Genomic DNA, 26,244 nt, shown 5'->3' on the forward strand with positions numbered 1-26,244 from the left:
TTGTGGGTATCATTCTGCCGGAAGCGCAGGGGGCACTTCCTGGATCGTGTGGGAGATCTCTCGGTTCACGCGATTGAGCGCGAGCCGTTTCCAAATCACGAATATTGCGGGAATGACGAAAAGCGTAAGAAGGGTCGCTGTCACCATGCCCCCAATCATCGGCGCAGCGATCCGCTGCATGATTTCAGAGCCTGTACCGGTGCCGTACATGATGGGTATCAGTGCTGCAAAGATCGTGGCTACAGTCATTACCTTCGGCCGAACCCGAAGAACGGCGCCTTCGAACACCGCGTCTTCGATATCGTCACGTGTCAGCTTTCGCTGTTCCGATTGCGCCAGCCCACGACGTTTCTCCCAAGCAAGATTGAGGTACAGCAACATGACAATCGCTGTTTCCACGGCAACTCCCGCCAGCGCGATGAAGCCCACGAGCACAGCAATTGAGATATCGAAGTTAAGATACCATAAGAACCAAACCCCACCTGCCAATGCGACCGGAAGCGCCGCAAGAATTATCCCGACCTCAATCACCCGATTGAACGCCAAGAAAAGCATGAGCGTGATGATTAGCAGGGTTGCAGGAGCAACGATCGTCAGCCTGTCCTGCATTCTCTCAATGTACTCATACTGCCCCGACCAGGTCAGCGAATAACCCGGAGGCAGGTTGACCTTTTCTGCAACCACCTCTTGTGCTTCGGCCACATAGCCGCCCAGGTCGCGCCCTGCGATGTCGATGAACACGAACCCAGTTCGTCGAGCGTTCTCTGATCGTATCATTCCCGGCCCGTCAACTATTCGAATATCGGCGAGAGCGGACAGTGGCACATGAGCACCCGACGGCGTGACGACAGGAAGATTTTCGAGCCGTTCCGGGCTGTCTCGCCATGCCTGAGGGTACCGAAGGTTTATAGGAAACCTCTCCAGCCCCTCCACAGATTCCGACACTTGCATACCGCCAATTGCGGTCTGCACTACGTCCTGAACTTCTCGAACACTCATCATGTATCGGGAGGCGGCATCACGCTTGACGTCGATTTCGATGAAACGCCCGCCAACAGGTCGCTCTGCGTAGGCGGAAGCCGTCCCTTCAATATCAGCGACCGCACGTTCTACTTCGATCCCTATATCTGTAATGACCTCCAAGTCGGTGCCGGATATTTTGACACCGACAGGTGTACGGATACCGGTTGCAAGCATATCGATGCGGTTCTTGATAGGTTGGATCCAAACATTTGTGACGCCCGGAACCTGAACAATTCGATCGAGCTCATTCCGGATTTTCTCCATTGTCATGCCGGGTCGCCATTCTTTTTTCGGCTTGAGTTGGATAGTGGTCTCCACCATCGTTAGAGGTGCTGGATCGGTTGCAGTCTCCGCACGCCCAACTTTACCGTGAACAGTTTCGACTTCAGGCACGGTCGCGATCAGACGGTTGGTCTGCTGCAGTACCTCACGGGCTTTTCCCGTCGAGATCCCGGGGTAGAAGCTCGGCATGTAGAGAAAATCACCTTCGTTCAACTCGGGCATGAATTCAGAGCCAATTCTCTGGTACGGGTACCACATGGACGTCACCAGAACGCCGGCCAACAGTGTTGTTGCCCATGGCCAGGCAATTGCCGCGTCCAGAAATGGGCGGTACACGAACACGACCAAGCGATTTAGCGGATTTTTTCGCTCCGGTAGAATACGCCCCCTTACAAAGTAACCCATCAAGACCGGAACCAGCGTTATCGAAAGGATGGCGGCTGCAGCCATGGCGTAGGTTTTGGTATAAGCGAGTGGCGAGAAGAGCCTACCTTCCTGATTTTCCAGAACGAAGACAGGCAGAAAACTAACCGTGATGATCGCCAGAGAATAAAAAAGTGCTGGTCCCACCTCAGACGCGCACTCTTGCACAATCCGCCATCTGTTCTCTGCTGTGAGCTTTTCTTTTTCCAACCGCCTGTGCATCGCCTCGATCATCACAATCGATGCGTCGACCATCGCACCAATAGCGATGGCTATGCCGCCGAGCGACATGATGTTTGCGTTTACTCCTTGCGCCTTCATCAGAATAAATGCGGCAAAGATTCCCAGAGGGAGCGACAGAAGAATTACGAGGGATGACCGCAGATGAAGTAGAAAAGCCGCGCACACAAGAACAACGACGATGAATTCCTGCGTCAATTTCTTCTGGAGGTTATCGATAGCGCGCTCAATCACACCAGATCGGTCGTAGGTCGTTATGATTTCGACCCCTTCCGGCAGGTTTGAACGCAACTCTTCTATGCGCGCTTCCACCGCTTTGATCGTCGCTAATGCGTTCCCACCCCATCGCAGGATGACCACTCCGCCAACCGCGTCTCCTTGCCCGTCGAGCTCCCCGACACCACGGCGCATTTCAGGCCCCAGGCGGATTTCAGCGACGTCTCCAAGCGTCAGAGCGGCGCCGCGCTCGTTGACCATCAATGGCGCGCTTGCAAGGTCTGACAATTCATCGATGTAGCCCGATGACCTGACCATGAATTCGGCTTCACCCATCTCAATGACGCTGCCGCCCGTCTCGCGGTTGGCCGCCTGAATAGCCGTCCTCAATTGTGCAAGTGTTATGTCATAGGCACGTAGTTTGTTTGGGTCGACGACGACCTGGTACTGTTTGACCATTCCGCCGATGGTGGCGACTTCTGAGACGCCTTCCACGGCTTGTAATTCGTATTTCAGAAACCAATCCTGCAGAGTCCTGAGCTGAGCCAGATCATGATTTCCGGTTCTGTCAACCAGCGCATACTGATAAATCCACCCGACCCCAGTCGCATCTGGGCCAAGTTGTGGTGACACGCCTTCAGGCAAGCTGCCGGTAATCTGGCCCAAATATTCGAGCACACGCGACCGAGCCCAGTAGAGGTCCGTCCCGTCCTCAAAGACGACATATACAAAGCTGTCTCCAAAGAACGAGAACCCGCGAACGTCTTTTGCACCGGGTACGGCCAATAGGGCTGTCGCAAGTGGATATGTGATTTGGTTTTCGACAACTTGAGGTGCTTGCCCGGGATATGGCGTGCGAACAATTACCTGGACATCCGAAAGATCCGGGATTGCATCAACCGGCGTCTCACGAATGGCCCAAATACCCGCAACTCCTATCATGAATGCGAGGGCCAAGATGACGAACCTGTTGGCAAGAGAAGAACGAATGATGGCCGTGATCACTGCGTAACACTCCCATCAAGCGCGACCTCTAACAGCGTCATCGAAAAGTCGGGATTGCGGCGAAGGATCAAAGAAACATCAATCCCTACAGGCAAGTTAGAAACCTCAATCCCCTCCGCAACCGGGAAATCCATGGTCATGCCCGGCATGCCGATCTCAGTCATCGGACCGTGTGTTACATTCGCGGTCCGCGCGTTTGCGTCGATACTGTTAATCCGGCCAGAAACCTGAAGCGGCGGCGCAATAGGCGTTGCCTCGGCCAATACCATTGTCATGCCATCTGCACGCGCGAAAGTCAGAGTCATTTCAGAACCGACTTCGAGCATGTTAGGGTCCAATGACGGCTCTAATGGGAAATCCATGGTCATCCCCGGCATACCAATCTCAGTCATCGGCCCGTGAGTGATGCTTGCAGTTCCCGCCTCAGCATTAACGAGGTTGATCGTGCCGGTGACCACAATCGGTGGAGCAGAAGGCGTCTTGGTTTCTTCAGGTTCAACAGAATCCGTTGGCGTGGAGCCCTCTTCGCGAATTGCCACAATCGAGAACATCCCCCCTTCTCCCTCAGCCAGATCAAACTCAATTGGCATGCCGATAGGCACGGTAGTGAGATCTACTCCGACAACCGACAAATCCATTGTCATGGCCGGCCAACCGAGCTCGGGGATTGGTCCGTGCTCAAGCGTCAATTTGCCATCGGAAGTGACGGCGCGCGCAACACCAGCTCCAGTTCCGGCAATACCGTCGTCCGGCGCAAGCTCCATCAGGCTCAGAAGCCCATCCGCACCCCGCGCGATCACGAAAGCAACCGCGTCGCCAGCATTCAAACGGTCGAGCGAAACACCAGACCTAACCGGAAACTGCGAAGTCATTGCGGGCCAATCGAGGCTTTCGAGAACATCGTGACGAACAGTTGCCATACGATTTTCGGCATCGAGTGAAACCAGGGTGCCTGCCCCGCGTGCTGGTTCGGTATCCGTTGGTGCCATTCGGGTGAAACCGGCGCTCAAAGCACTTTCACTGTCGATTAGAAACTGTGCGGATGCGACAACTTCCTCACCGGGTTCAAGCCCTTGCAGAACTTCTGTTCGACCCCCCTCGCCGAAACTGTCTCGAAGACCTGTGGTCACCAGTCTCGGGCGAAAAGTACCATCGCCTGTTTTCAAGATGACGCGTTCCGCCGAACCAGTACGAATTAGCGCCTCTGATGGAACAGTGAGAACATTCCGGCTTTCATCCGGTATAAGGCTAACGCTGCCAAACATGCCCGGCCGAAGAACGCCGTCGGTGTTATCGAAACTCAGTCTGACGGGAAGAGTTCGGGTTTGCGGATCAAGCTCAGGGTAAACATAGTCGATTTCGCCTTCGAAGGTGCGACCGGGTAGGTGCTCGAACCTTGCTATTGCGCGCATGTCCTCCGACAAACGTGCAATATCTCGTTCGAAAACATCGACGATCAACCATACTTCAGAAAGATCGGTGACCGAAAACGCAAGCGTGCCTGGCTGCAGGTACATTCCATCAGCGGCATTCAGCGCTATGACAACACCGTTTTGAGGCGCCTCAATTTGCACATTTCGAACCAACTCACCGCCCGCCTCGATCTCTGCAACCTGACGTGCGGACATACCGTGGCTGATCAACTTATTGCGCGCCGCGTCCAAAATCCGCGGGTCACCGGCTTCAACTGCGCGTACAAGATCGCCGGTCGCAGCTGCGATCAATGGTGAAAAGAGTTCAAATAAAACTTGCCCCTTCTCAACCCGATCACCGACCGCGCGAACTTTCAGTTGCTCAATCCAACCTTCAACACGCGTATGAACGTGATTGGTCAGGTGTTCGTCAAAGCCGACGAAACCCACCGTCTCGATGCGAGGTTCGATATCAGTCATGCGTGCAACCGCAGTCCGCACACCAATTGCGTTGATTTCCGCAGCGCTTAGGGTGACTTCTTCAGGGTCGCCGGTAGGTTCCTGCCCAGAATAAACCGGGATCAAATCCATACCCATCGGCGATTTTCCAGGTCCAGGCTGCCGAAAATTCGGATCCATCGGTGCTACCCAATAAAGGACCTCTGGTTCGTTCGACTGGCCCTGATCAATTGGATTCAGGTACAGTCTTTCAAGAATGACACCTCCACCCAGGCCAAACGCCAAGGCAAGTACTGATAGTGCCGCATATCTTCCACGCATAATAATCTCCCGACGGTCGCATTGAATGCTGGAACCGAAACAACATGAATGCCCGCGCTTGCGGGCCTGAGGATGTCAGGAGATTTGAGGAGGACGATCGGGAGTCAGAGGTCCCTGAGACAGATGGGTTTCCGAATCCATGTTTCGGTTTTGCTGCCCGAAAGCTGTAGCCAACACAGCAACACTCACTTGGGTAGGATATTCACCAACGCAGCAGATGCCGGAATGACATTCTCCGCTGTGATTTACGTGGCTATCAGTGTGGATTTGGCCAGTCGTCGGATGCAAACCGCTATGGTCGTGTTTGAAGTCTGATGACTTTGCAGCCATTGAAACGCCGTGAGGCTCAGAGGTGCTACTGTTTTTGACGTCACTGCTCGCGACCACAACAGTGCCGACGAAGGTCATCGCCAAGCAGACGCATGTCAGAAACGTCATTCGCAACACTGAGAAGAACTTCCACTCCATCCCGTGCAGTTAGGACGAACGTAACGTGTGTTCAAGCCAGTCGGAGAAAAAAACAGGTGAGTTGGTGCGCTGCATCGAAATGAAGCTGATTCCCGCGAATACACGTAACAAACTGCCAAAATCGGAGGCAGTTCATACGATGAGCGCATCTAAGTTTGGCCGAGGTTCTTCAGGATCGGGCAGTCAGGGCGGTGGTCGCCAGCACATTCGTCGATCAGATGAGACAGTGTAGCATGCATGGCCTTCAGGTCCGCGATCTTGGCATCTATCTCTTTTAGGTTCTGTTTGGCGATATCCTTCACGTCCGCGCTTGCGCGTTCTTTGTCCTCGTACAACGCCAGTAGTGAACGGCAATCCTCAATGGTAAAGCCCAAGGAACGGGCCCGCCCGATGAAGGCCAGTTTGTGCAGTTCCTTTTCGTCGAAATGTCGATACCCGTTCAGACTGCGCCTGGGTTTGATGAATCCGATATCCTCGTAATAGCGGATGGTTTTGGCAGGCAGACCCGAACGTTCTGCTACATCTCCGATATTCACAGCGGTTCTCCTTTTCTATTCAGCAGGCGCTGATCGCAGCGCCTGCTCTTCATTCTGCGAGATCTGTTCTCGCCCAACTTTGATCGGCTTAACCCAGCGCAACCGCAGCGCGTTGGTCAGGACAAATACACTGGACAGCGCCATGGCACCTGCAGCCAGAACCGGCGACAGCAACGGGCCGCCAAACGGATAGAGCACCCCCGCTGCAACCGGTATGAGCAGCGTGTTGTAGCTGAAAGCCCAGAACAGGTTTTGTCGGATGTTACGCATGGTGCGCTGACTAATATCGAAGGCGTTGACCACGCCTGTCAGGTCGCCTGACATCAGAACGACGTCGGCCGCCTCGATGGCGATGTCAGTGCCTGTCCCGATCGCAATTCCTACGTCAGCCGCCGCCAGAGCGGGGGCATCATTGATGCCATCACCCACAAAGGCCAGTTTTCCGCCATTTGAGCGCAGATCTTGCAACGCGGATACTTTACCTTCGGGCAGAACCTCGGCCACGACATGATCGATGCCAAGCTGCGCCGCGATGGATTTGGCTGTAGCGGTATTGTCGCCGGTAATCATCGCTACTTTCAGCCCCAGTCCGTGCAAAGCTTCAATTGCGTCTGGCGTTGTGGTCTTGATTGGGTCCGCCACGGCGATGACGGCTGCGATAACTCCGTCTACGGAGGCATAAAGTGGAGTCTTTCCGTTGATTGCGAGTTCAGCGCCCCGATCAGACAACGCGCCCATTTCAACCCCTTCGCGACTCATCAGGCGGTCGGCCCCGATCAAGATTGTATGGCCTTCGACCGAGGCGCTTACCCCGTAACCGGTGATCGACGTGAAGTCTTCTGGCTTCGAAAGCTCCAGACCACGGGTTTCAGCCGCGCGCACGATGGCCGTGGCGATCGGATGTTCGGATGTGACCTCAACGGCAGCAACAAGGCGCAGAACCTCATCCTCGGCCAATCCTTCGGCCACAATAAGGTCGGTCAGCTCCGGGCGCCCTTCGGTCAAGGTCCCTGTCTTGTCTACCGCAACAACAGTGGTTTCCTGCAGCATTTGCAAGGCGTCGCCCTTTCGGAAAAGGACACCCATCTCGGCCGCACGGCCGGTGCCGACCATGATTGAGGTGGGTGTGGCCAACCCCATGGCGCAGGGGCAAGCAATGATCAGTACCGCAACCCCGGCTACCAACGCCAGGCTGAGCGCGGGATCGGGTCCGAACAACATCCAAACCAGCACAGTCACAACGGCCACAGCGATCACTACCGGCACGAACCACAGCGTGATGCGATCGACCAGGCCTTGAATCGGAAGCTTGGCCCCCTGGGCTTGTTCGACCATTTGAATGATCTGGGCCAACATAGTGTCTGCGCCGACCTTTTCAGCCCGGTACGTCAATGCGCCCGCGCCATTGACTGTTCCGCCGACCACAGTTGCGCCCTCGGTCTTTTCGGCAGGAACCGGCTCGCCGGTGATCATGCTTTCATCGACATATGACGCGCCGGTCACTACGGCACCATCCACCGCGATTTTTTCGCCCGGTCGAACGTGCACAATATCCCCTACAACGATCTGCTCGATCGGTAGCTCGACAACCGATCCGTCGCGCTCAACTCGCGCTGTTTTTGCCTGCAGACCGACCAATTTTCGGATCGCTTCACCAGTTCGCCCCTTGGCGCGCGCCTCGAGGAACCGCCCCAGCAATATGAGAACCACGATCACCGCTGCGGCCTCGTAGTAGACGTTTGCGGTGCCGGCGGGAAGAACACCCGGCGCAAAGGTGGAAACAAGCGAGAACCCATAGGCCGCCGAAGTGCCCAGGGACACCAGAGAGTTCATGTCCGGCGCGCCTTTGAACAAGGAAGGGAAGCCCTTGGTGTAGAACTGCAAACCTGGCCCAAAAAGAACGATCGTGGTCAGAAGGAATTGCAGGTAATAGCTGTTCTGGATGCCGATCGTGCTCGCTATCAGGTGGTGCATGCCCGGAATAACATGCGAGCCCATTTCAAGGATAAAGACCGGCAAAGCGAGCAAGGCGGCAAAGCTTGTTCGCCGGGCCAATTGGCGAATCTCTTTGGCTTTGCGGTCTTGTGGTTCGGTCTGCGTCGCGGATCGCAGGCTCGCCGGATAGCCAGCAGATGCCGCAAGCGCCGCGATGGCTTCGGGTGTTGTGACTCCCTCAGCATAACGTACAGTTGCACTTTCGGTGGCCAGATTGACCGACGCGGACAAGACGCCATCATCTGCTTGCAATGCCCGCTCAACGCGCCCCACGCACGATGCGCAGGACATGTTCTGAATATCCAGCGTTACCTCTTCCGTCCGTGCCGGATATCCGGCGCTGTTTAACGCATCAGCAATGGCCGCTTTATCGGCTGGATCGCGGAAATCGACCTGAACGCTTTCGCTGGCGAGATTAACCGAAGCGGCATCTACCCCTGGCACATCTTTCAACGCGCGCTCGACGCGCCCTACGCAAGAAGCGCAGCTCATACCCTGAACTTGAAACCGTGCATGTGAAATTTCAGTCATATTGTCACCACAAATGTTCTGCTGACGGGCAACATAAGGGTTCCAGCAAGTGGAAGGTCAAGTGATGGGGTTGACTTTCTTTTCCACTAATTTTGGCGATCCAATTTTCACGACTTGACCTTCCTGTGCTGGAATACTTTAGCCGGGACAACGGAAAACAGGAGCAAACATCCATGACGACCCTAAATATCCCGGATATGAGCTGCGGGCACTGCAAGTCAGCAATCGAAAAAGCCGTTGCCACGGTGGATTCCTCCGCACAGTTGGACTTTGACATGGAAAACCGCAGGGTACGTGTCTTAAGCGCCAATCCACTTGATCAAATCCTTGCTGCTCTGAAGTCCGAGGGATACGAAGCCACGGTCGCATGAGACACTTAGGGGCGCATTCTGTCGCCGCCTTGGTTTTATCTTGCGTCTCTGACTGCCTCGATTAGCCGGGTCATTTCATCTTCGGCGATCAGCCCCGGGGCAAGAGCATCTCCAATCACAAACGAGGGGGTGCCACTGAAGCCAAGCTGTCGGGCCAATTCCATGGACACCTGAATATGTGCGTCGACTTCCGGCGCCTCCATATCTGCGCGCAATTGATCCTCGTCCAGGCCGAGTTCACGGACAACTTTCAGTACACTGGCCTCAGTGGCACGACCGTTCAGAGCCATAAGCGCCCAATGAAATTCTTCATATTTTCCCTGATTACGTGAGGCAAGCGCGGCGCGTGCCGCGAAGTCGGAACCTTCTCCGAGTATGGGCCATTCTCGATAGACAACTCGTACATCGGAATCGCCTGCGATTACGTTTTTCACGACCGGGGCAGCGCGTTTGCAATATGGGCAGTTGTAGTCAAAAAACTCGACCACGGTTACATCGCCTTCCGGGTTTCCGATGACAGGCGCATTCGGATCCTGTTCCAGCAATTCACGCTGATTTTCCAAGACGCTTCCAATTGCTTCGGCTTTTGCCTGATCCTCGCGCTGTTGAAGCAGTTGAATCGCCTGCATGATGATCTCAGGGTTTTCCAAAATGGCTTCGAGAGCCAGCCGTTTTACATCGGAGTCAGACAGCTCGTCGGCGCGTGCCATAGGAATGCCAATCGACATGGCGATAGCGACTAAGCCTGCAAGTATTCGTTTCACATCAGTTTCCTTCCGTTTGTTCTGCTTCGGTGCGTTGCTCTTGCAGCTTGCGTTCCCGATCCGGCCAACTCTCCTTGATGAAGGCGAGGATGTCCCAGATATCCTGATCCGACAGAGTGTCCCCGAAGCCTGGCATGCCGCTTTTGACGTCAGCGACACCCATCTGTTTCAAAGTTTGGTCCCCGCCAAACTTTGTATAGTCGAACAACAGCTTGTCGCCGTGATGCCAGGTGTGCCCGGTTCGGTCATGCGGGGGCGCCCGCAAGACGCCATCCGGATCAGGTGTTTGCCAATCCGGCTGACCCTCCAAATCTGCCCCGTGGCATGACGCGCAGTTTTCGGCGTACAAAACTGCACCACGTGCCGAATCCGCCGATGAACTGTTCTGCGCACGCCCACCCAGGCCCCAGCCAGCGACCGCGACAATGATCACCACAGCAGCCAGTGACACCCATTTCGCCGCGCTCTTGTTCATCACGCCACGCTCAGCCAGGTCTTCATACCAGCGGCCTGATGCGACAGCATGTGGCAATGAAACAGCCAGTCCCCCGGGTTATCCGCAACGAACGCAATCTCCCGCGTTTCTATCCGGTCAACCAGGATTGTGTCCCGCAGCGGCCCCAGGCTGCCGTTCGGCAGAACTTCCTGAAAGTGCGTCCCGTGCAAGTGCATAGCGTGCGGAAAGACGGTGTCGTTCTGCATCTGAATCCGGACTATGTCGCCACGCGAAACGGCAGCAAGTGGGTTTTCAGGTAACCCGGCGACACCGTTGAATGTCCAGATCTGCCCTTCCTGGACCAATTCATTGGTGCTCATGACCCGGCCGTTAAAAGTGCCTTGACGCAGTCCGCCCATCGCCCCGCCTTCCATCACCAATGGAACTGTCAAAGCGTCAGAAACATCTTCGAGAAAAGAAGCAGGGTTGGGTGGCAGGGCTGCGATCACACCGCGGTTAGCAGATGTGCCGCTTCCCGAAACCGGAATCTCAGCGATGACAAACGATTCATCGCGTTCGTGAAGAGTTATTTGAACGGATTCGTTCGATTCCGCTGTGACATCAACAATTAAGTCTGCTCGCTGTGCAGGCCCGAAAACAAGGGTTTCAAAATCCTCTGGCTGCCTTACAGGCATGCCATCATAAGCGACCAGTTTCCCGTTTGCGCCACCTACTGAGACATACATGATCCGATCAGTTGCCACGTTGACCATTCGAATTCGCAAACGCTGGTTCGTCAAAACTTCGGTCATGGGCGATATACGTGCGTGAACGTAGTTACCCATGCGACCTGCATGGGTCCAATCATGCATTGCACCAAAATCATCTACTATTTGAGCGTCCTTACCCAACCGCCAATCATCCAGAAGGATCGTGATGTCATGGTCCGTGTCCGGCGGGTCCGTTTCGTCGACGATGAACGCGCCGTAAAGGCCCCTGGCCACTTGTTCCGTTGACTGGTTGTGAGAGTGATACCAGAAGGTCCCCGCGTCCTTCAGAGGCAAGTCATACTGAAATTCGCCGCCGGTTGGTACAGCCTCCTGCGTAAGGCCCGGCACCCCGTCCATATTGTTCGGAACCCGCAATCCGTGCCAATGGATTGCCGTAGGCTGAGGCAGTGAGTTCAGGAGTGTCCGGCGAACCGTTTCGCCCTGCCTGGCACGAATTTCGGGGCCCGGAACACCGCCATCATATCCCCATATCTCGGTTTCAGGATAGCTGTCGGGGGCAACACGTGCCAATCCTGAACGCGCCTCGATTATTCGGGGGGCGGTAGCCGCCCTCCCGATAGTCGGCACTGCGATTAGTGCCGACGTGCCTGCAACGAATTGCCTGCGATTGAGCTTCATGAGGACTTCCCTCCAAAGAAAATTTGATCTCTCACTCGATTATCCCCCGTCGTGCACATCCAGCAGATAGGTCGCCATTGCCTTCCGGTCTTCGTCTGTCAGAAAGCTGGTGCCATAGTTTACGACCTCTCCCATGGCGCCGCCGAAGACATCGCCATCAGGCATGACGCCGGTGCGCAACGCGTAGGCCAAATCATCTACCGTCCAACCACGCTTTTGCAGGGTCTCAAAGTCGATGGCCGGTGCCTTGTCACCGCCCGGCAGGGAGTCACTTCCTTTGAAGTGTTCCGTGTCCGAATTTCTTGCGCCAGCCAGGTTCCTCCCGGTGTGGCAGGCCGCACAATGCGTAGCACCTTCGACCAGTAGCCGACCCCGGTTCCACACTTCGTCATTGCCCGGCACGGGATCAGTACGGGGTGGTTCCAGAAAAGCCGCGCGCCACAGCTTCAGGCCCCATCTCTGATTGAAGGGGAACGCCATTTCCTGCTCTTTTGACGGTTCCGCTACCGGTGCAACCGTTTGCCAGGCGGCCCAGAGATCGGCGATATCCTGATCCGTGAAATTGGCATAGAACGGATAAGGAAAGGCCGGGTAGTAGGGTTGTCCGCCGGGTGACACGCCTTGACGCACAGCGCGAGCAAACTCCTCGATTGTCCAGTCACCGATCCCGTGATCGGGATCTGTGGTCAGGTTCGGTGAAAAGAGCGTGCCGAACGGGGTATCCAACTCCACCCCACCGGCCAAGGGCGCGCCCCCTTTGGCAAAATCTGTGTGGCAAGCGATACAGCCACTTGCCCTTGCCAGATAAGCCCCGCGGTTAACGTCACCCTGAATGTCGAGAGCTTGTAAGGGCTGGCCAATTGGCCAAGCCATCACGGCAACAAGTCCCGCTGACGCCGTTACGGCGGCAGCAAGGCCCAATCGGAATATCGGTCTCATGACGCATTCCTATTCCGACCGAAACTGCGTGTGACATGCCGAGCATGTCTGGCTCAGCATCATGAACACACCATCTGCCGGCATTTCAGAAAGTTGTGCCTGGTTTGGACTGCCGCCCATCATTCCGGCACCCATCATGGATGCGCCGCCCATCATGCCCGAACCATGGCCCGACCCGGACATCATCAACCCGTTGTCCGCCGCAAGCACAAGGCCTTCAGAGTAGGTTTCCAACTGCCTGGCTAACTCTGCAAATGAACCCCAATCCTGCCAGATCTCCGATTTGGCCTCCGAGGGTTTGCCATCAGATCCCTCTGGAAACAGCTTTGTCATGCTCTCGCCAGCGTGACGCCCGATTTTCTTGGCCTCGCTTCGTACCGTTTGCGCATTGTAGGGCGTTTTCCCCTGCATCATCGGCGTAAGGATCTTCATGCTGTCCTTCATCGCGGACATACCATCCATGCGTTCTTTGACGATGCCGGTTGCGCCACCATGCGCCAGGGCGGCGGCTGCGAACAGAGAAACCAGGGCAACGCCTGTGGTCAATTTTAGAATGTTCATTGTTTTGTCCTTGTCGTCTGCTTCGACGCGCCCAAGTTGAGCGCAATTCGACTGGTCAGATCAGGACACGCGGCGGCGGTGGGTCAAACGCCGCGATACCGAGAACCCGGTATTGGGCTCGAGGGATCGAGTATCTTTGTTCAGTATCTTGGGGGCCAGGCGGTGGTGGACCCATCGAAAATAGACCAACAGCGTTGCAAATCGTTCCGCCATGACAATGTCCGGGATGACCCTGCTTGACATGCTCAACGTCCGCTGAGTCCGTTTGGTCAATCACGTGCTGTGAACCACTGCCATGTGCATGAGCAGAATCGGCCGTCACAAGCAGCCCGCCAATGGTCAGCACCATTGACAGTATGATGTAACGAATTGCACTGCTCATTCGGCTCGTCACCTTCAGAAAATCCCGTTTTCCTGCTGCAGCTCTCTGATATACGCCACGATGCCTTTCACATCCGCACGGGTCAAGCCATCGACCGGCGGCATATTGCCGAACTTCCAATGGTGTGCCCGAACTCCATTCTGGACTGCCACATAAAATGACTCGTCGGAATGGTGGCTTGGTTCATAGATTTTATGCACCAAAGGTGGTGCAAGGCCTTCCAGACCCGTTGCATTCGCGCCATGGCACGCCGAGCATTTGGCGTCGAATGCCACTTTGCCGACGGCCGCAAATTCGGTTAGCTGTTCCGGCAGATTGACGTTTTCGATTGGGTCTCCTGGCTCCAGTGCTGACGTATCGGGCGGCGTCATCGAGTGACCTGTTGGTTGCTGATTTAAGTTGTAGACGAACGCGGCGGCGCCTGCGATCACTACTCCGCCGATCAAGAGTGTAAGTTTATCCATCTCTGTTCTTCACATGATTGTCAGTTCTTAGGTTCAACGCGCGCAAAATAAATCGGCCTGACCAAGGTCAGATCAGTTTTACCTGAGTGCCCACAGTGGCCAGTTCGAACAATTCCGCAATCTGCTCGTTGTACAAGCCAATGCAGCCGTTGGAGGATCTTCTCCCGATCTTGCGCGTGTCGTTGGTGCCGTGGATGCGGTAGTATTGCCAGCTCAAATAGAGCGCATGTGTCCCCAGAGGATTCTCAGGACCCGGGCCTACATAGTCAGGCCATGCTGGATTGCGCTCTTTCATTGCCGGCGTTGGTCGCCAAGATGGCCCTTCGACCTTGCGAATAACCGTGGTGTAACCCAGCCTTGTAAGGTCTTCCGTGAGCGGTACACTGGTCGGATACATCCGGTAAACGCTTTCGTCTTCTGACCAATATTGCATGACCTTGGACTGTGTATCGGACAGGATTACCCCGTTTTTTAAGGTATCAAAGTGGTCCTGCCATTTAGCAACGCGGAATGAGGAAACATTGCGGCGCGTCCCCTCAGTTGCCGTTGATTGGGCCCAAACGGCAGGTGCTGGAAAAAGCGTCGTCGCAGCTAACGCGGCAATCACTTCACGTCGCGTAACAACCTTTCTTTCTTTGCTCCGTTTCATGCCTGCCATCCCAAAGTTTATTCTTTTTTTCCGACTCAAATAGCTCGTATGCCCGGTTCCTGCGCTGGAAGGTCAACACGCAAATGACATTTCATATGGGATGCCTCGTCTGAATTGTTGTTGCCGTCGGCGCAGGAATATTTCCTTGGAAGGCGGACCCAAATCATCAAGTCATTGTGGAAAAGCAGTTTTTCTTGGACGTAATTCCAGGCTGCTTTAAGCAAAACCTGACTTTCTTGAATCAACCGAGCACAAAAAAGCAACGCTAACAATTGCTTAGTTCTTGGTGAATTGATGTGATCACCCGTCGATGCGAGGGTATCAGGTACTACAAATGACAAACACAGTGGACTAAACACCATGTGCTTCAAGAAAGCTTTCCAAGCACTGGCCGCACTTATGCTCGTCGGCGCCTGCACCGAAACAACGTCGATATCTGCAGAAAGCGAGCCCGGAACGCTTTCCCGAGTTCCTGACGCCGTTGCCCAGATCGCTGCTCCGGGCCAGGACCTGAACGCCGTTAAAATCATGCCCGAGGACGGTTGCTATTGGTATCGCTACGTGGGGCCGGTTGAAACAACCTACCTGCCACTCAGGACTATTGAAGGGCGCCCAATCTGTACGCGCGCCTGACAAGCGCCTATCAGCTGGTCGCGGTCAGAAGGCGCTCGGGAGGGTAGAGATGAGCCGTGGACCCTGGCCTGACACGATCATAAAGCCCGATGATATGTGGCATCGCCATCCTTACGCAGCCAGAACTTGCGCGACCTCCGATAGATCTTGGATAAGGCGTTCCGTGAATTCGCAGGTATGTGTCGCGACCACCTTCGAACAGATAAAACGCCCTTGATCCCAATGGGTTTGTCGGCCCACCGGGCACACCATCTGCGAATTGCGCATATTCATCAGGGTCGCGTTCAATCATTTCGGCTGTAGGAGTCCAACGCGGCCATTTGGCCTTTCGCTTGATTGTGTAGACACCGGGCTCGTAAAGATTGCCTCGGGCAATGGCTACGCCGTAACGCATTGCTGTGCCACCGTCTTCGATGAAATACAGATATCGTGCCACCGCGTCGACATGAATGTCACCCGGAATAAGTGGTCGATTGGTTTGCACACGCTGAGGCAGGAAACGTGGGTGTAACCCCCAGGGATTGGATGTTGCGGGATCAAAATTGGCTGGCGTTACTTGCGCATCCCACTCCGACCATTGCGAGGCAGCCGCCGACGTCACTCCAAGAACCGGCTGAGAGAAAATGGCGAGCGAGGCTGCAACAAAATGTCGTCTGGTCAGCATTTATAGCCCTCCTGTTGCCTGGTTAGGGCCTGGAGTTAGTATCCAGGGGATTAGACAATCCGCGACGGGGGAAGATTTGTCCATTCAATTGTTCGTTCGATACCGCTACGATCCACCCGCGAGTTTTCAAGGCATAAAGTGACTTAGGCAGCTTCGTGTTTAACCTGAACCTTCACCAAGCCTCGGGACGACAATGCCTGCTATGTTATATCCCCTGAAATCTTCCAGGTTCGGACCGCGTCTATGTACCGAGTAACGCCCTGGGAATTGCAGAACTGGTTTGTCTGCTTCAAATTCGCTTCGCGCCAAATCAGCTTGACCTTCCATCGCGGGAAGGCGCTACCAGAGGTCTCCAATCCCAATTTTGGAGCTGAACGTGAAAGAAAAGCAGACCGCAGACGCGCCGCAAGCGGCAACACCGGTTACCGGTGGCAAGATCATGAAATGGGGCATGATGTCTTGTTGCATTGTCATGGTGACGCCGATCGCTCTCTACTTTATCGCCGGCGGAATGGTTGGCGGGCTTTCTGACTCTTTGAGTCTGTTCGCACCGTTGATCCTGTGCGTTGGAGCACATTTCTTGTTGCACAAGGCGATGGGAAAATCCTGCCATTCGAACAAATCTGAATCGGAAAGACCAAAGGCAACAGACGCCGCGGTCGGACCGAACCCAGTACACCGGCAATAATCTTCAATCATGAAGCTTTGGTGCTCAAGGTTGGCCGCCATGTCGCTGGCCGCTCTTTCGCTGGCGGCTTGCGCACCACGCCCTAAACTATGCCCGCTGCAACCGCCGCAGCCTGAATACGCCCTGCCCCAAGGTTGCCGGGTTCAATGGGAGGGCGCGGATGGCGGGGCCTATTTCATCTGCGAAGACGGGCGCGAAGGTTTCGTGAGCTGATCGTGGGGATGTGACATTCCGGCTCGTTGACCCTCCAGCGCTGGAATCTGGCAGAGACGGGTGCAAAACAACCGATGGCAACGCGCAATGGCAAGAACACTCCTAAATTTATGTATTATGATCTTGGGGTTAATCTTTGGCCAGACTTCCGCCGGGACAAGCCTTGCAGCTACATCCCAAGCGTATGAATCAGAGCCCCTGGTCGCACACATAATTACCGCGCAGGACGGGATCGCGCCTGACGTCAAGACGATCACTGCAGGACTGCATCTGAAACTGGGCGAAGATTGGAAAACCTACTGGAAGTCGCCTGGTGAGGTGGGAATTCCGCCCAAGATCACTTGGAACGGCTCGCAAAACGTCAGCGACGTACAGTTTCACTGGCCCGCGCCGATCCGTTTTCGCGCCTTCGGGATCGAGAATTTCGGGTACAAGGACGAAGTGGTCTTTCCGCTGACCGTCACACTCGAGAACCCCGGAGCGCCAGTTGACTTGAAGGCCGCTGTGACAACGCTGATCTGTTCCGATATCTGTGTGCCGGTCGAGTTTTCGCTGGACTTGTCGCTGACTCAGGGAACGGGTCGGGATCAGGACTCGGCCCGGCTTATAAATGCCTTTCTGTCGCGGGTGCCAACCACGGGAAACACAAGCGGAATGAAGTCCGACGCCGCGACCCTGGATACCGAGTCCGAGATGCTGACGCTGAATTTCACCAGCGACCTGCCCTTTGATGCGCCTGATGTCTTTCCCGACATGGGACGTGACACCGCGTTTGGTGCACCCGACATCCGGCTCGCTGGCGACAGGCGTCAGCTATGGGTGCAGTTCCCGGTCCTCGCTCTGGCACAGGACCCCCCCGCCTTGTCCGTCACGGTTACCGACACCAACCGCGTGGCCGAGTTTTCGCCCCGTACCGACGCTCCCCCTACCCCGCCACCATATGAGATCGCGGCCGCCGAAACTTCAGCCAGCGCGCTGGTCTGGATCATTTTGCTGGCGGTGGGCGGCGGGTTGATTCTGAATGTCATGCCCTGCGTACTGCCAGTGCTTTCGATCAAGCTTTCCTCGGCGGTAAAGGCTCGCGACCGCTCTGCGGCTCAGATTCGCGCCGGGTTCCTGGCTTCGGCAGCCGGAATCCTGACATTCATGTGGCTGTTGGCGGCTATCACCATTGCGGCGCGGTCGCTGGGCTATTCCGTCGGCTGGGGCATCCAGTTCCAGAATCCGCTTTTCCTTGCGGTGATGATCGTGGTGCTGGCGGTTTTTGCAACCAGCCTCGCGGGCTTGTTCGAGATCACGCTGCCGCAGTCGCTGAACACCCGGCTTGCCCATGTCGAAAAGGGCCGCGTGTCGCTGGTCGGGGATTTCCTGACCGGAGCCTTCTCAGCAGTTCTGGCGACGCCCTGCTCGGCCCCCTTCCTCGGCACGGCGGTGGCCTTTGCCCTGACCGGCCGACCGGTGGATATCGTGGCGATCTTCACCGCAATGGGGGTCGGGCTGGCCATTCCTTACCTGCTGGTTGCAGTGCACCCGAAACTTACCGCCGCTCTGCCTAAACCGGGGCGTTGGATGGTGGGATTAAAATGGGCCCTGTCGGCGGCACTGCTGACCACGATCGGCTGGTTGGTCTGGGTGATGGTCGGGGTGGCCGGAGACACTGCTGCAACTGCTACCGTGCTGGCTGCAACTGTTCTGGTCCTGTTGATCTGGAAAAGTACGATGATGCCACCCGTTTTGCGCTGGACAGCCCTGTTGCTGACGCTGACCGCAGCGTTTGCCGCACCGGTTGCGATTGCCGGCAAAGACCGGTCCAGGCTGCTTGAACCAGCCGGAGAGATCCCTTGGATTACCTTCAGCCGCCCCGAAATCGCCCGCCTTGTGTCGCGCGGCGAGGTGGTTTTCGTCGATGTCACAGCCGACTGGTGTCTGACCTGCAAGGCCAACAAAGCGCTGGTGCTGGAACGCGGCGAGGTTCTGGCAACACTGCAATCGGACAAAGCAATTCCGATGCAGGCCGACTGGACCCGCCCCGACGATGTGATCGCCCGTTTCCTTGAGGACAATGGACGGTTCGGGATCCCCTTCAACATCGTCTACGGCCCGTCGGCCCCCGAAGGCATCGCCCTGCCAGAGATCTTGACCACGAACGCCATTCTCGACGCGATGGAACAGGCCGCGCCGATTGCGGGCGGAGCCGTGGAAAGCGGATCCTGACCCCGGAGTTCACATATCCCGGACGCGGTTGCTCTGCTGCGCTAAACGCATGGTCTCGTGCTCTTCCATATCCAGTATCGCCTGAAAGAGTTCGCGTGCCTCGGGTATCTCGGCACGCCCGTGCAAATACCGATATAAGTCGATCACCTGATTGTGAAGATCGAAGACCGCTTCGCAGATCTCATCGACGCTCATCTGTGCGAACGGCCTGTCGCAGGCGCGATGTGGGTCGATCGGCTCATTGCCCAAATAGTCATATACCCAGGTGTTGAGCGCTTTGGGATCGGCTCGTTTCACGAAACCATCGACGATTTTCTCCAGAGCAGCCTCATGATCGGCGAGGTAGGTAAGCAACATCCTGGCCAGCTCCTGCTCTGACTGTGTCGAACAGTGGGCCAAACATTCGGCGAGCCAATGATGCATTTCCCGCGTCCAGACAATTAGATCAGAAAACGTTTCAACTTTCATGGTCTCAACCTCCTAAAGATCGGCATGCGATAGCCTAAACCGGAATTTTCCAGATGGCTCACTGGGCATCAGCGCGAAGTCGGCGCCGGCCCGATCCACGCCGGGCTGCGGGAATCAACCCCCCAGTTCCAGCAATGCCCGGTCGATTGCCACCTTGCGCGGATCCCCCTGCGGCAGGTCATCCGCCAGATCCCTTGCCCTGCCATAGGCGTTCCGGGCGCCGTCGGTCTCGCCCAGCACCGAATAGGCGTTGCCCAGCCGCATCCAGCCGTCCAGATCGCCTGGGTTTTCCTGCATCCGGCTCGCAAGCCGTTCGACCATCGAGCGGATGAAGGCCTGCCGGTCTTCGTCTGACATCTCCTCGGCCGCCGCCACCTGATCGGCAGTTGGGCCGGGCATGGAAGGGGCAAAAGCCGCCAGATTCACCGGAGCCCGTCCGATCGACGGGGCGATGCGGTTAAGCTGGGCCACAAAACTCTCCATCCATGGCCGGAACTCCTCTTCGGCGTCCATCCGCGTCTTCAGTAGGTCATAGGCCTTATCAGGCGATCCAGCCTGCTCCAGACCAATGGCTTTGTAGAATGTCGCTGCTGGGTTCGATGGGTCCAGTTCCAAGGCTCGTTCAAACGCCCGATCGGCCTTGGGCGTAACGACACCGTCATCGGCATAGACCAACGCCTCGCCATATTGCGACACCAGCGCTGAATTCGCATTGGGTCGGTCCAGCAACCCCTCGAACGCGTCTGCGGCATCTCCAAAGCGTCCCATACGCATATAGGTCTGAGCCAACAACACCCATCCCTCGGTTGGCCCGCCGGTTTCATCCGCCTCAAGCCGCGACTTCAGGCGCACGGCAAGGTCGGCGATTTCACGGGCTTCGGCCTGCTCCCCCTCGCGTTGGGCAAATGGCTGGCTGGGGATGTAGGGACTACCCAGTTGCCAATAAAGACCGGCTCCGAGCGCTGGAACTACCAGCGCGGCAAGTAAAATCAGCGCACGCCCGGAATGGCCCATTATCGCTTTGTCGTCCGATTGCCGGTCAATCGCCTTCAGGCGACGTTCTATCTCGGCTCTGGCGGCCTTGGCCTCTTCGGCTGAGATAATTCCTCGTTCCAGGTCCTTCTCCACTTCGCCGATCTGGTCGGAAAAGATGGCAGAGGCGCTTTCGCGTCTCGACAAGTCCGAGGTCTTGCGCCCCAGGCCGGAGAGGGCGAGCGTCAGAAACACCGCCACGGCCATGAATGAAAAGATAATCCAGATCATGCGTGCGGCTCCGTGAGTGAATGGTTTTCGGGATTCCGTTCTTCGCTCGCGCCGCGTTCCGTCTCTTGTTTTCGCGACTTCCGATATCGGCGCGCATTTTGGGTCAATACCGCTGCAGTCGCGATACCACCCAGCCCCAGGATGACGATAGGCGCAACCCACAGAATGTAAGTTGATGGCTTCCATGGCGGGTTGAACAGAACATAGTCGCCATAACGCGCAACCAGAAAGTCCATAACCTGCTGGTCCGTGTCGCCTGCCACCAGCCGTTCGCGCACAAGCAGACGAAGGTCGCGCGCCACGCCAGCGTTAGAACTGTCGATGTCTTGGTTCTGGCACACCACGCATCGCACCTGTTTCGAAATCGCCCGGGCCCGCTCTTCCAATACCGGATCTGCAAGTATCTCGTCGGGCTCAACCGCGAATGCCGGCTGCGACACCAGCATCGCCAGAGTGACCGCGGTAATTACAATGCGACGTATCATGACGCCTCTCCTCCGGCCGCCCGCGCCTGATCCAGCGCGGTGCGCATCTTTGAAATTGCCTCGTCGCCCAGCACCGGGCCGACAAAACGGAATACGACCTTGCCCGCGCCATCAATCACAAAGGTCTCCGGCACGCCGGAAATCCCCCATTCGATCCCGGCTCGGCCGTCCAGGTCGGAACCGATGCGCTCATAAGGGTTGCCCAGATCGTCGAGCCATTTCCGCGCGTCCTGCGGCTTGTCTTTGTAGTTAATGCCCATCAGGCGAATGCCCTCATCGCGTACCATACGCGTCAGCACCGCATGTTCGGCCCGGCAGGGCACGCACCAGGACGCAAACACGTTGACCACGATCGGAGCTGACCCGTCATTTTCCACCAGATCGGTACTGGACAGCCCGTGGGTATCCAGCCCTTCGACCGGCGGCAAGTCGAACTCAGGCACCGGCTGCGAGATCAAAACAGACGGGATTTCGTTTGGATCGCGATCGGGATTCAGTCCCCATAGCAGGAAGGCACCCAGGATGCCGGCAATCGTAATTGGGAACAGTGCAAATAGACGTTTCATTGCCCTACTCCGCCGCCACCGCAACGGAGCTCTGCCCAGTCCGTTTTCGTGGTGCACCGACGCGTAGACGCCGATCGGAGAGTGACAAGACACCACCAAATGCTAACAATCCTGAACCTATCCAGATCCAGACCACCAATGGCTCATACAAGATACGCAGGGTCCATTTGCTCTGTTCTGATTCCGCCGCCGGTTCCGATATTGAGGCGTAAAGGTCCCCTGCCAACGTCGTTCGAATTGCTGACTCGGTCGTACTGGTACCCGCCACGAGATAGGCCCTGCGCTCGGGTTGAAGCGTGGTGACATAAGCGCCATCGCGAAATACCGTCAGTGTGGCCGCGCGAGACAGATAGTTCGGACCGCGAAGCTGTTCCACACCGTCAAAACGCACGTCGAACCCTGCTATCTCAATCTGTGTTCCGGGCTCGGCAAAAGTCACGACCTCGGATTTCCAAGCGCTGGACCCGATAAAGCCGATCATACAGACAGCCAACCCCGCATGGGCCACGACCATGCCGTAATGAGAACGCGGTAGGCTGCGGGCCCGACGCAGGGACTCGGCCAACGGTGCCTCACCCAGCTTAATTCGGCTGGCCCACTCTGTCAGCACAGCGCCCAGCAACCAAACCGCAAGGCCGATCGACACTACCGCCAAGGCTGGGCCGCCGGTATCCAGATACCACACAAGCAACGCTACGAGCAGGCTAACCCCGGCCACCCATTTGAGCCGGGACAGAACACCGCGCAAATCCGCCCGCTTCCATGACAACAGCGGCCCAATCCCCATTACAACGACTAGAACCAGCATGATCGGCACGAAACTGGCGTTGTAATAAGGTGGTCCAACCGAAATCTTTTCACCTGTCACAGCCTCAAGCAAAAGCGGATAAAGCGTACCGAATAGAACCGTCGCCGTTGCGGTGGCCAGCAGCAGGTTGTTAATAAGCAAACCGGCCTCGCGGCTGATCGGGGCAAAAAGACCGCCGCCCTCCATCTCCGGTGCGCGTATGGCAAACAGCGTCAATGAACCACCGATCGCGACAGCCAACAGCGCCAAGATGTAAATGCCGCGTTCGGGATCGACCGAAAACGCATGGACCGATGTAAGCAAGCCTGAGCGGACAATGAATGTCCCCAACAAGGACAACGAGAAGGTCAAAACGGCCAGTAGGATCGTCCAACTTTTGAAGCTGCCGCGCTTTTCGGTCACAATGGCCGAATGGAACAGCGCTGTGCCAGCAAGCCAGGGCATAAACGAGACATTCTCGACCGGATCCCAGAACCACCAGCCGCCCCAACCCAGTTCGTAATAGGCCCACCAGCTGCCCAGAACGATACCAAGTGTCAGAAACACCCAGGCCGCCAATGTCCAGGGTCGGACCCACCGCGCCCATGCCGGATCGACCCGCCCCTCAATCAGGGCAGCCACGGCGAAAGAAAATACGATAGAGAAGCCGACGTAACCCAGGTATAGGAACGGCGGGTGCATAGCCAGGCCGACATCCTGCAACAGCGGATTTAAATCCTGACCATCCAGCGGTGCCGGAAACACCCGGTCAAACGGGTTCGAGGTGAACAGCATGAATGACAGGAACCCCGCGCTGATCCAGGCCTGCACTGCCAGAGTGCGCGCCTTGAGTTTCAGTGGGATGTTCCGAGCCAACAGAGACACACCCAGCCCGAAAATCACCAATATCAGAATCCACAACAGCAGCGACCCTTCGTGGCTACCCCAGGTCGCAGCCACCTTGAAAAGCATCGGTTTCAGCGAATGAGAATTGCTGGCCACATTTAGCACAGTGAAATCGCTGACCACGAAGGACCACATCAGAGCGGCGAAGGCGATAGCAACCAGCGCTGTCAGTAGGACCGAGGTCGCAGATGCCGATCGCATCCACATGACATTGTTCCGTGCTGCTCCAATCAAGGGAAATACGCTTTGCACCAAGGACACGGCCAGGGCAAGCGCCAGGGCGAACTGCCCGATTTCCGGTATCATTCCAATCCCTCCGGATTTCCGGTTTTGCGGCCTTGTCCGACAATCCAGCGCTGGAGGGTCAAGCGCATTATTGCCGCACCCCCTTCGGCTGATGCATGCTTGACGAGCGCAAATCTGGCCGGCGGCCTTGACCTTCCAGCGCTGGAGACCCCCACCATTTCGACTTCACCGATGGACGTACCGAACACTTTGTTTTCAGGGCAGGGACTCAGGAAACAAACGAACACGAGGGCATCATGACACGGAGCAACAGCAAGATTACGTGCGTCTGGCAACGCCTCCAGGCTGTAATACTGGCTGGGGGGCTGAGCCTTGGGTCAACTGCCATGGCCCAACCGGAAACCCGTCCGGCTGACAACGTGGCGATGAACCCGCAAGCCTCCAGCAACATGTCAGGTATGGGAAGCATGTCCAGGATGATGCGCCCCGACGCGGTGCCGCCAACGGGTGTCGTTGGCGGTATGCATCCACCCGAGGGTGTTTTGATGCCTGTGTTCTCTTACATGAACATGGAGATGGACGGAAATCGTACCGGAACGCAGTCGCTGTCTACCTCGAACGTTCTGTCGCAGTATCCGATCGCGCCGCTCAGCATGAGCATGAACATGGCGATGGTCGGCCTGATGTACGGTGTGACCGACGAGATCTCGGTGATGGCGATGCTGCCCTATACCCGCAAGACGATGAAGCACCAGACCCGCATGGGCCAGACCTTTAAGACCAGGGCACAGGGGTTTGGCGATCTGAAGATCATCGGCGGATATGATATCTACAAATCCGACGGGCAGGTGCTGGAACTATCTCTTGGCCTCAGTCTGCCGACTGGCTCGATAGACGAGACCGACACCACGCCAGCTGGGCCGGACCAGCTGCTGCCCTACCCCATGCAACTGGGTTCAGGCACCTACGACCTGCTGCCGGGCGTCACCTATACGGGCCAGAACGCGGATTGGTCTTGGGGCGCCCAGCTGGCCGCCGTGATCCGGATGGGTGAGAATGATGCCGGTTACACCTTGGGTGACGTCTATTCAGCAACAGTTTGGGGTGCACGGCGCTGGAATGACCAGTTCAGCTCCTCGTTGCGGGTGGTCGGCGACATCGTGGAAAACATTGACGGGTCGGATGCGCGCCTGAACCCAGGCATGGTGCCCACCGCTGATCCGACCCTGCGCGGCGGCCAGTTTCTGCGTATCGGAATCGGAGTGAATTACCTTGTGCCGGGGTCGGGCGTTTTGGCGGGCACGCGCCTGGGTATCGAGGGCGTGATCCCTGTGTATCAAGATCTGGATGGGCCCCAGCTTGAACGCGATTACGCAGTCTCCTTCGCGATACGCAGGGCGTTCTGACCCTTCAGCCCCAAACCGACTGTAAACGGACAATCAGCGCCGCCGCGGTGGTCAGAACGACCACTGACACCGCCATCAGTAGCAGGGCCAATGTCACAGGTCCGCCGCGCCCAGGTACGCGACGTGCCAGTTGGGCTGCAAATCCAGTACCGTGGGCGATCTGGCTCTGAACGACGGATAGGTATAGCGGCAGCGCTCCGACCAGCGTGGCGTACAGGTAAACGCCTGAGATGTTCTCGAAGTAGGCGGAGCGTACCAGCGTCGGACCGACTACCCGCAACGCCACTACGGGATCACCGCCGAAAGACCCGAACCAGTCTGCCGAAAGCGCGTAGATCAGCGCGTGCAGCGCGATGAACAGGACGGCCCGTAGCAGCAGGTCAATTAGCAGATACCGGGCCGGGATGGCCCCCCTGCCCCGCGCCCTTACCCCAACGGCGAAAAGAAAAAAGCTGAGATAATTTAAAAGGAAAACGACCGGCAACCCATTCGTCACCACCTGACGCAAAAACCGAACAAACGCGGGACCACTGTTCAGGAGGTGCGTCGCAAAGCCCGGCGTGCGCAAAACGAAGATGGCCAACAGCGGAAACAACGCAAGGCAACTGACGATCAGCGTGTTTCTGGCAAACTTCCAGAAAGGCAATTCAGTGGCAAAATATCTGTTCATTTCATTTAGTTTGCCAACGGTTCCAGCGCAATGTCGATGCCAATTGGTTTACAGACCTGCTGTCACTGTACCCTAATTAATCAGAATTTGCGGATTCACAGCTTTTTGGGGCTTTTTTGTACCCTTAATTGCAATATATCCACAGGTGC

Annotated in this window: 25 protein-coding genes; 5 read left to right on the forward strand and 20 right to left on the reverse strand. The window is 56.5% G+C overall.

All coding sequences use genetic code 11. The features are described from left to right. Nucleotides 1–9: 9 nt before the first annotated feature. The 4 genes from ACR0L1_RS20795 to ACR0L1_RS20810 form a co-directional block, all read right to left on the reverse strand. A complete protein-coding gene (locus ACR0L1_RS20795; RefSeq protein WP_209251487.1) occupies nt 10–3,189 on the reverse strand; it encodes an efflux RND transporter permease subunit in 3,180 nt (1,059 codons plus the stop codon). After that, a complete protein-coding gene (locus tag ACR0L1_RS20800; protein ID WP_170634709.1) occupies nt 3,186–5,381 on the reverse strand; it encodes an efflux RND transporter periplasmic adaptor subunit in 2,196 nt (731 codons plus the stop codon). The genes ACR0L1_RS20795 and ACR0L1_RS20800 overlap by 4 nt, the downstream gene beginning before the upstream one ends. 617 nt (nt 5,382–5,998) lie before the next feature. Further along, the gene (gene cueR, locus ACR0L1_RS20805) at nt 5,999–6,385 is read right to left on the reverse strand and encodes a Cu(I)-responsive transcriptional regulator (RefSeq protein ID WP_152460772.1); all 387 of its coding nucleotides are present in this window, start codon (nt 6,383–6,385) and stop codon (nt 5,999–6,001) included. A gap of 15 nt (nt 6,386–6,400) precedes the next feature. Beyond that, complete coding sequence (locus ACR0L1_RS20810; protein ID WP_170634712.1) at nt 6,401–8,911, reverse strand: heavy metal translocating P-type ATPase; 2,511 nt, start codon at nt 8,909–8,911, stop codon at nt 6,401–6,403. A 173-nt stretch (nt 8,912–9,084) separates the two neighbouring features. On the opposite strand from ACR0L1_RS20810, the gene ACR0L1_RS20815 reads away from it, so the two are divergent. Beyond that, nucleotides 9,085–9,282 (forward strand): heavy-metal-associated domain-containing protein, encoded by a 198-nt coding sequence (locus tag ACR0L1_RS20815; protein WP_170634714.1) that lies wholly within the window; start codon nt 9,085–9,087, stop codon nt 9,280–9,282. Between the two features lie 35 nt (nt 9,283–9,317). Here the strand turns inward: ACR0L1_RS20815 and ACR0L1_RS20820 are convergent, their stop codons facing one another. The 10 genes from ACR0L1_RS20820 to ACR0L1_RS20865 all read right to left on the reverse strand — a co-directional run bounded on the left by ACR0L1_RS20820 (nt 9,318) and on the right by ACR0L1_RS20865 (nt 16,183). Further along, a complete protein-coding gene (locus ACR0L1_RS20820) occupies nt 9,318–10,046 on the reverse strand; it encodes a DsbA family protein (RefSeq protein WP_475190680.1) in 729 nt (242 codons plus the stop codon). A gap of 1 nt (nt 10,047) precedes the next feature. Further along, nucleotides 10,048–10,521 carry a c-type cytochrome gene (locus ACR0L1_RS20825; protein ID WP_170634716.1) on the reverse strand — a complete coding sequence of 158 codons (474 nt, stop codon included), beginning with the start codon at nt 10,519–10,521 and terminating at the stop codon, nt 10,048–10,050. After that, entirely contained in the window at nt 10,521–11,891 is a 1,371-nt protein-coding gene (locus tag ACR0L1_RS20830; RefSeq protein ID WP_170634718.1) for a multicopper oxidase family protein, read from the reverse strand. Before ACR0L1_RS20830 ends, ACR0L1_RS20825 begins: the two co-directional genes overlap by 1 nt. Before the next feature lie 39 nt (nt 11,892–11,930). Then, a complete protein-coding gene (locus ACR0L1_RS20835; protein WP_050605716.1) occupies nt 11,931–12,830 on the reverse strand; it encodes a c-type cytochrome in 900 nt (299 codons plus the stop codon). A gap of 9 nt (nt 12,831–12,839) precedes the next feature. Continuing rightward, nucleotides 12,840–13,391 carry a c-type cytochrome gene (locus tag ACR0L1_RS20840; protein WP_170634721.1) on the reverse strand — a complete coding sequence of 184 codons (552 nt, stop codon included), beginning with the start codon at nt 13,389–13,391 and terminating at the stop codon, nt 12,840–12,842. A 60-nt stretch (nt 13,392–13,451) separates the two neighbouring features. Then, the gene (locus ACR0L1_RS20845; protein WP_171126942.1) at nt 13,452–13,604 is read right to left on the reverse strand and encodes a hypothetical protein; all 153 of its coding nucleotides are present in this window, start codon (nt 13,602–13,604) and stop codon (nt 13,452–13,454) included. A 183-nt stretch (nt 13,605–13,787) separates the two neighbouring features. Continuing rightward, nucleotides 13,788–14,237 (reverse strand): c-type cytochrome, encoded by a 450-nt coding sequence (locus ACR0L1_RS20850; RefSeq protein ID WP_170634722.1) that lies wholly within the window; start codon nt 14,235–14,237, stop codon nt 13,788–13,790. A gap of 67 nt (nt 14,238–14,304) precedes the next feature. Then, a complete protein-coding gene (locus ACR0L1_RS20855) occupies nt 14,305–14,895 on the reverse strand; it encodes a L,D-transpeptidase (protein WP_170634724.1) in 591 nt (196 codons plus the stop codon). A gap of 26 nt (nt 14,896–14,921) precedes the next feature. Further along, the gene (locus tag ACR0L1_RS20860; protein ID WP_480860635.1) at nt 14,922–15,416 is read right to left on the reverse strand and encodes a hypothetical protein; all 495 of its coding nucleotides are present in this window, start codon (nt 15,414–15,416) and stop codon (nt 14,922–14,924) included. Nucleotides 15,417–15,529: 113 nt separating this feature from the next. After that, nucleotides 15,530–16,183 (reverse strand): L,D-transpeptidase, encoded by a 654-nt coding sequence (locus ACR0L1_RS20865; protein WP_170634726.1) that lies wholly within the window; start codon nt 16,181–16,183, stop codon nt 15,530–15,532. A gap of 376 nt (nt 16,184–16,559) precedes the next feature. Here ACR0L1_RS20865 and ACR0L1_RS20870 point away from each other — a divergent pair, with 376 nt between their 5' ends. From ACR0L1_RS20870 to ACR0L1_RS20880, 3 genes are all read left to right on the forward strand, one after another. Next, the gene (locus ACR0L1_RS20870) at nt 16,560–16,871 is read left to right on the forward strand and encodes a DUF2933 domain-containing protein (RefSeq protein WP_480860637.1); all 312 of its coding nucleotides are present in this window, start codon (nt 16,560–16,562) and stop codon (nt 16,869–16,871) included. A 39-nt stretch (nt 16,872–16,910) separates the two neighbouring features. After that, entirely contained in the window at nt 16,911–17,084 is a 174-nt protein-coding gene (locus ACR0L1_RS20875; protein WP_170417885.1) for a hypothetical protein, read from the forward strand. Nucleotides 17,085–17,201: 117 nt separating this feature from the next. After that, complete coding sequence (locus ACR0L1_RS20880) at nt 17,202–19,298, forward strand: protein-disulfide reductase DsbD family protein (RefSeq protein ID WP_170418009.1); 2,097 nt, start codon at nt 17,202–17,204, stop codon at nt 19,296–19,298. Between the two features lie 9 nt (nt 19,299–19,307). Here ACR0L1_RS20880 and ACR0L1_RS20885 read toward each other — a convergent pair whose 3' ends face one another. The 5 genes from ACR0L1_RS20885 to ACR0L1_RS20905 form a co-directional block, all read right to left on the reverse strand. Next, entirely contained in the window at nt 19,308–19,766 is a 459-nt protein-coding gene (locus ACR0L1_RS20885) for an ATPase (RefSeq protein ID WP_170417881.1), read from the reverse strand. 114 nt (nt 19,767–19,880) lie between these two features. After that, nucleotides 19,881–21,029: a c-type cytochrome biogenesis protein CcmI gene (gene ccmI / locus ACR0L1_RS20890; RefSeq protein ID WP_170417878.1), complete on the reverse strand. Its 1,149-nt coding sequence runs from the start codon at nt 21,027–21,029 to the stop codon at nt 19,881–19,883. Continuing rightward, nucleotides 21,026–21,514: a cytochrome c-type biogenesis protein gene (locus ACR0L1_RS20895; protein ID WP_170417876.1), complete on the reverse strand. Its 489-nt coding sequence runs from the start codon at nt 21,512–21,514 to the stop codon at nt 21,026–21,028. Before ACR0L1_RS20895 ends, ccmI begins: the two co-directional genes overlap by 4 nt. Beyond that, nucleotides 21,511–22,080 (reverse strand): DsbE family thiol:disulfide interchange protein, encoded by a 570-nt coding sequence (locus tag ACR0L1_RS20900; protein ID WP_170417873.1) that lies wholly within the window; start codon nt 22,078–22,080, stop codon nt 21,511–21,513. Before ACR0L1_RS20900 ends, ACR0L1_RS20895 begins: the two co-directional genes overlap by 4 nt. A gap of 4 nt (nt 22,081–22,084) precedes the next feature. Continuing rightward, complete coding sequence (locus ACR0L1_RS20905) at nt 22,085–24,079, reverse strand: heme lyase CcmF/NrfE family subunit (RefSeq protein WP_170417870.1); 1,995 nt, start codon at nt 24,077–24,079, stop codon at nt 22,085–22,087. A 236-nt stretch (nt 24,080–24,315) separates the two neighbouring features. On the opposite strand from ACR0L1_RS20905, the gene ACR0L1_RS20910 reads away from it, so the two are divergent. Beyond that, nucleotides 24,316–25,425, forward strand: a complete 1,110-nt coding sequence (locus ACR0L1_RS20910; protein WP_480860639.1) for a transporter — start codon at nt 24,316–24,318, stop codon at nt 25,423–25,425. A 4-nt stretch (nt 25,426–25,429) separates the two neighbouring features. Here ACR0L1_RS20910 and ACR0L1_RS20915 read toward each other — a convergent pair whose 3' ends face one another. Further along, on the reverse strand, nt 25,430–26,095 hold the full coding sequence (locus ACR0L1_RS20915; protein ID WP_050605729.1) for a hypothetical protein: 666 nt from the start codon (nt 26,093–26,095) through the stop codon (nt 25,430–25,432). Nucleotides 26,096–26,244 lie beyond the last annotated feature (149 nt).

The organism is Ruegeria sp. J8 (genome assembly GCF_056531925.1).

Bases quoted from the DNA above. Each gene is read 5' to 3' on its own strand.
- ACR0L1_RS20855 (WP_170634724.1), bottom strand. From the start codon at position 14,895: ATGGCAGGCATGAAACGGAGCAAAGAAAGAAAGGTTGTTACGCGACGT.
- ACR0L1_RS20875 (WP_170417885.1), top strand. From the start codon at position 16,911: ATGTCGCTGGCCGCTCTTTCGCTGGCGGCTTGCGCACCACGCCCTAAA.
- ACR0L1_RS20845 (WP_171126942.1), bottom strand. From the start codon at position 13,604: ATGGCGGAACGATTTGCAACGCTGTTGGTCTATTTTCGATGGGTCCAC.
- ACR0L1_RS20900 (WP_170417873.1), bottom strand. From the start codon at position 22,080: ATGAAACGTCTATTTGCACTGTTCCCAATTACGATTGCCGGCATCCTG.
- ACR0L1_RS20850 (WP_170634722.1), bottom strand. From the start codon at position 14,237: ATGGATAAACTTACACTCTTGATCGGCGGAGTAGTGATCGCAGGCGCC.
- ACR0L1_RS20915 (WP_050605729.1), bottom strand. From the start codon at position 26,095: ATGAACAGATATTTTGCCACTGAATTGCCTTTCTGGAAGTTTGCCAGA.
- ACR0L1_RS20895 (WP_170417876.1), bottom strand. From the start codon at position 21,514: ATGATACGTCGCATTGTAATTACCGCGGTCACTCTGGCGATGCTGGTG.
- ACR0L1_RS20830 (WP_170634718.1), bottom strand. From the start codon at position 11,891: ATGAAGCTCAATCGCAGGCAATTCGTTGCAGGCACGTCGGCACTAATC.
- ccmI (WP_170417878.1), bottom strand. From the start codon at position 21,029: ATGATCTGGATTATCTTTTCATTCATGGCCGTGGCGGTGTTTCTGACG.
- ACR0L1_RS20905 (WP_170417870.1), bottom strand. From the start codon at position 24,079: ATGATACCGGAAATCGGGCAGTTCGCCCTGGCGCTTGCCCTGGCCGTG.
- ACR0L1_RS20835 (WP_050605716.1), bottom strand. From the start codon at position 12,830: ATGAGACCGATATTCCGATTGGGCCTTGCTGCCGCCGTAACGGCGTCA.
- ACR0L1_RS20800 (WP_170634709.1), bottom strand. From the start codon at position 5,381: ATGCGTGGAAGATATGCGGCACTATCAGTACTTGCCTTGGCGTTTGGC.
- ACR0L1_RS20865 (WP_170634726.1), bottom strand. From the start codon at position 16,183: ATGCTGACCAGACGACATTTTGTTGCAGCCTCGCTCGCCATTTTCTCT.
- ACR0L1_RS20910 (WP_480860639.1), top strand. From the start codon at position 24,316: ATGACACGGAGCAACAGCAAGATTACGTGCGTCTGGCAACGCCTCCAG.
- ACR0L1_RS20810 (WP_170634712.1), bottom strand. From the start codon at position 8,911: ATGACTGAAATTTCACATGCACGGTTTCAAGTTCAGGGTATGAGCTGC.
- ACR0L1_RS20880 (WP_170418009.1), top strand. From the start codon at position 17,202: ATGATCTTGGGGTTAATCTTTGGCCAGACTTCCGCCGGGACAAGCCTT.
- ACR0L1_RS20825 (WP_170634716.1), bottom strand. From the start codon at position 10,521: ATGAACAAGAGCGCGGCGAAATGGGTGTCACTGGCTGCTGTGGTGATC.
- ACR0L1_RS20885 (WP_170417881.1), bottom strand. From the start codon at position 19,766: ATGAAAGTTGAAACGTTTTCTGATCTAATTGTCTGGACGCGGGAAATG.
- ACR0L1_RS20860 (WP_480860635.1), bottom strand. From the start codon at position 15,416: ATGATTTTAACGGCGTTCAGGTCCTGGCCCGGAGCAGCGATCTGGGCA.
- ACR0L1_RS20815 (WP_170634714.1), top strand. From the start codon at position 9,085: ATGACGACCCTAAATATCCCGGATATGAGCTGCGGGCACTGCAAGTCA.
- ACR0L1_RS20840 (WP_170634721.1), bottom strand. From the start codon at position 13,391: ATGAACATTCTAAAATTGACCACAGGCGTTGCCCTGGTTTCTCTGTTC.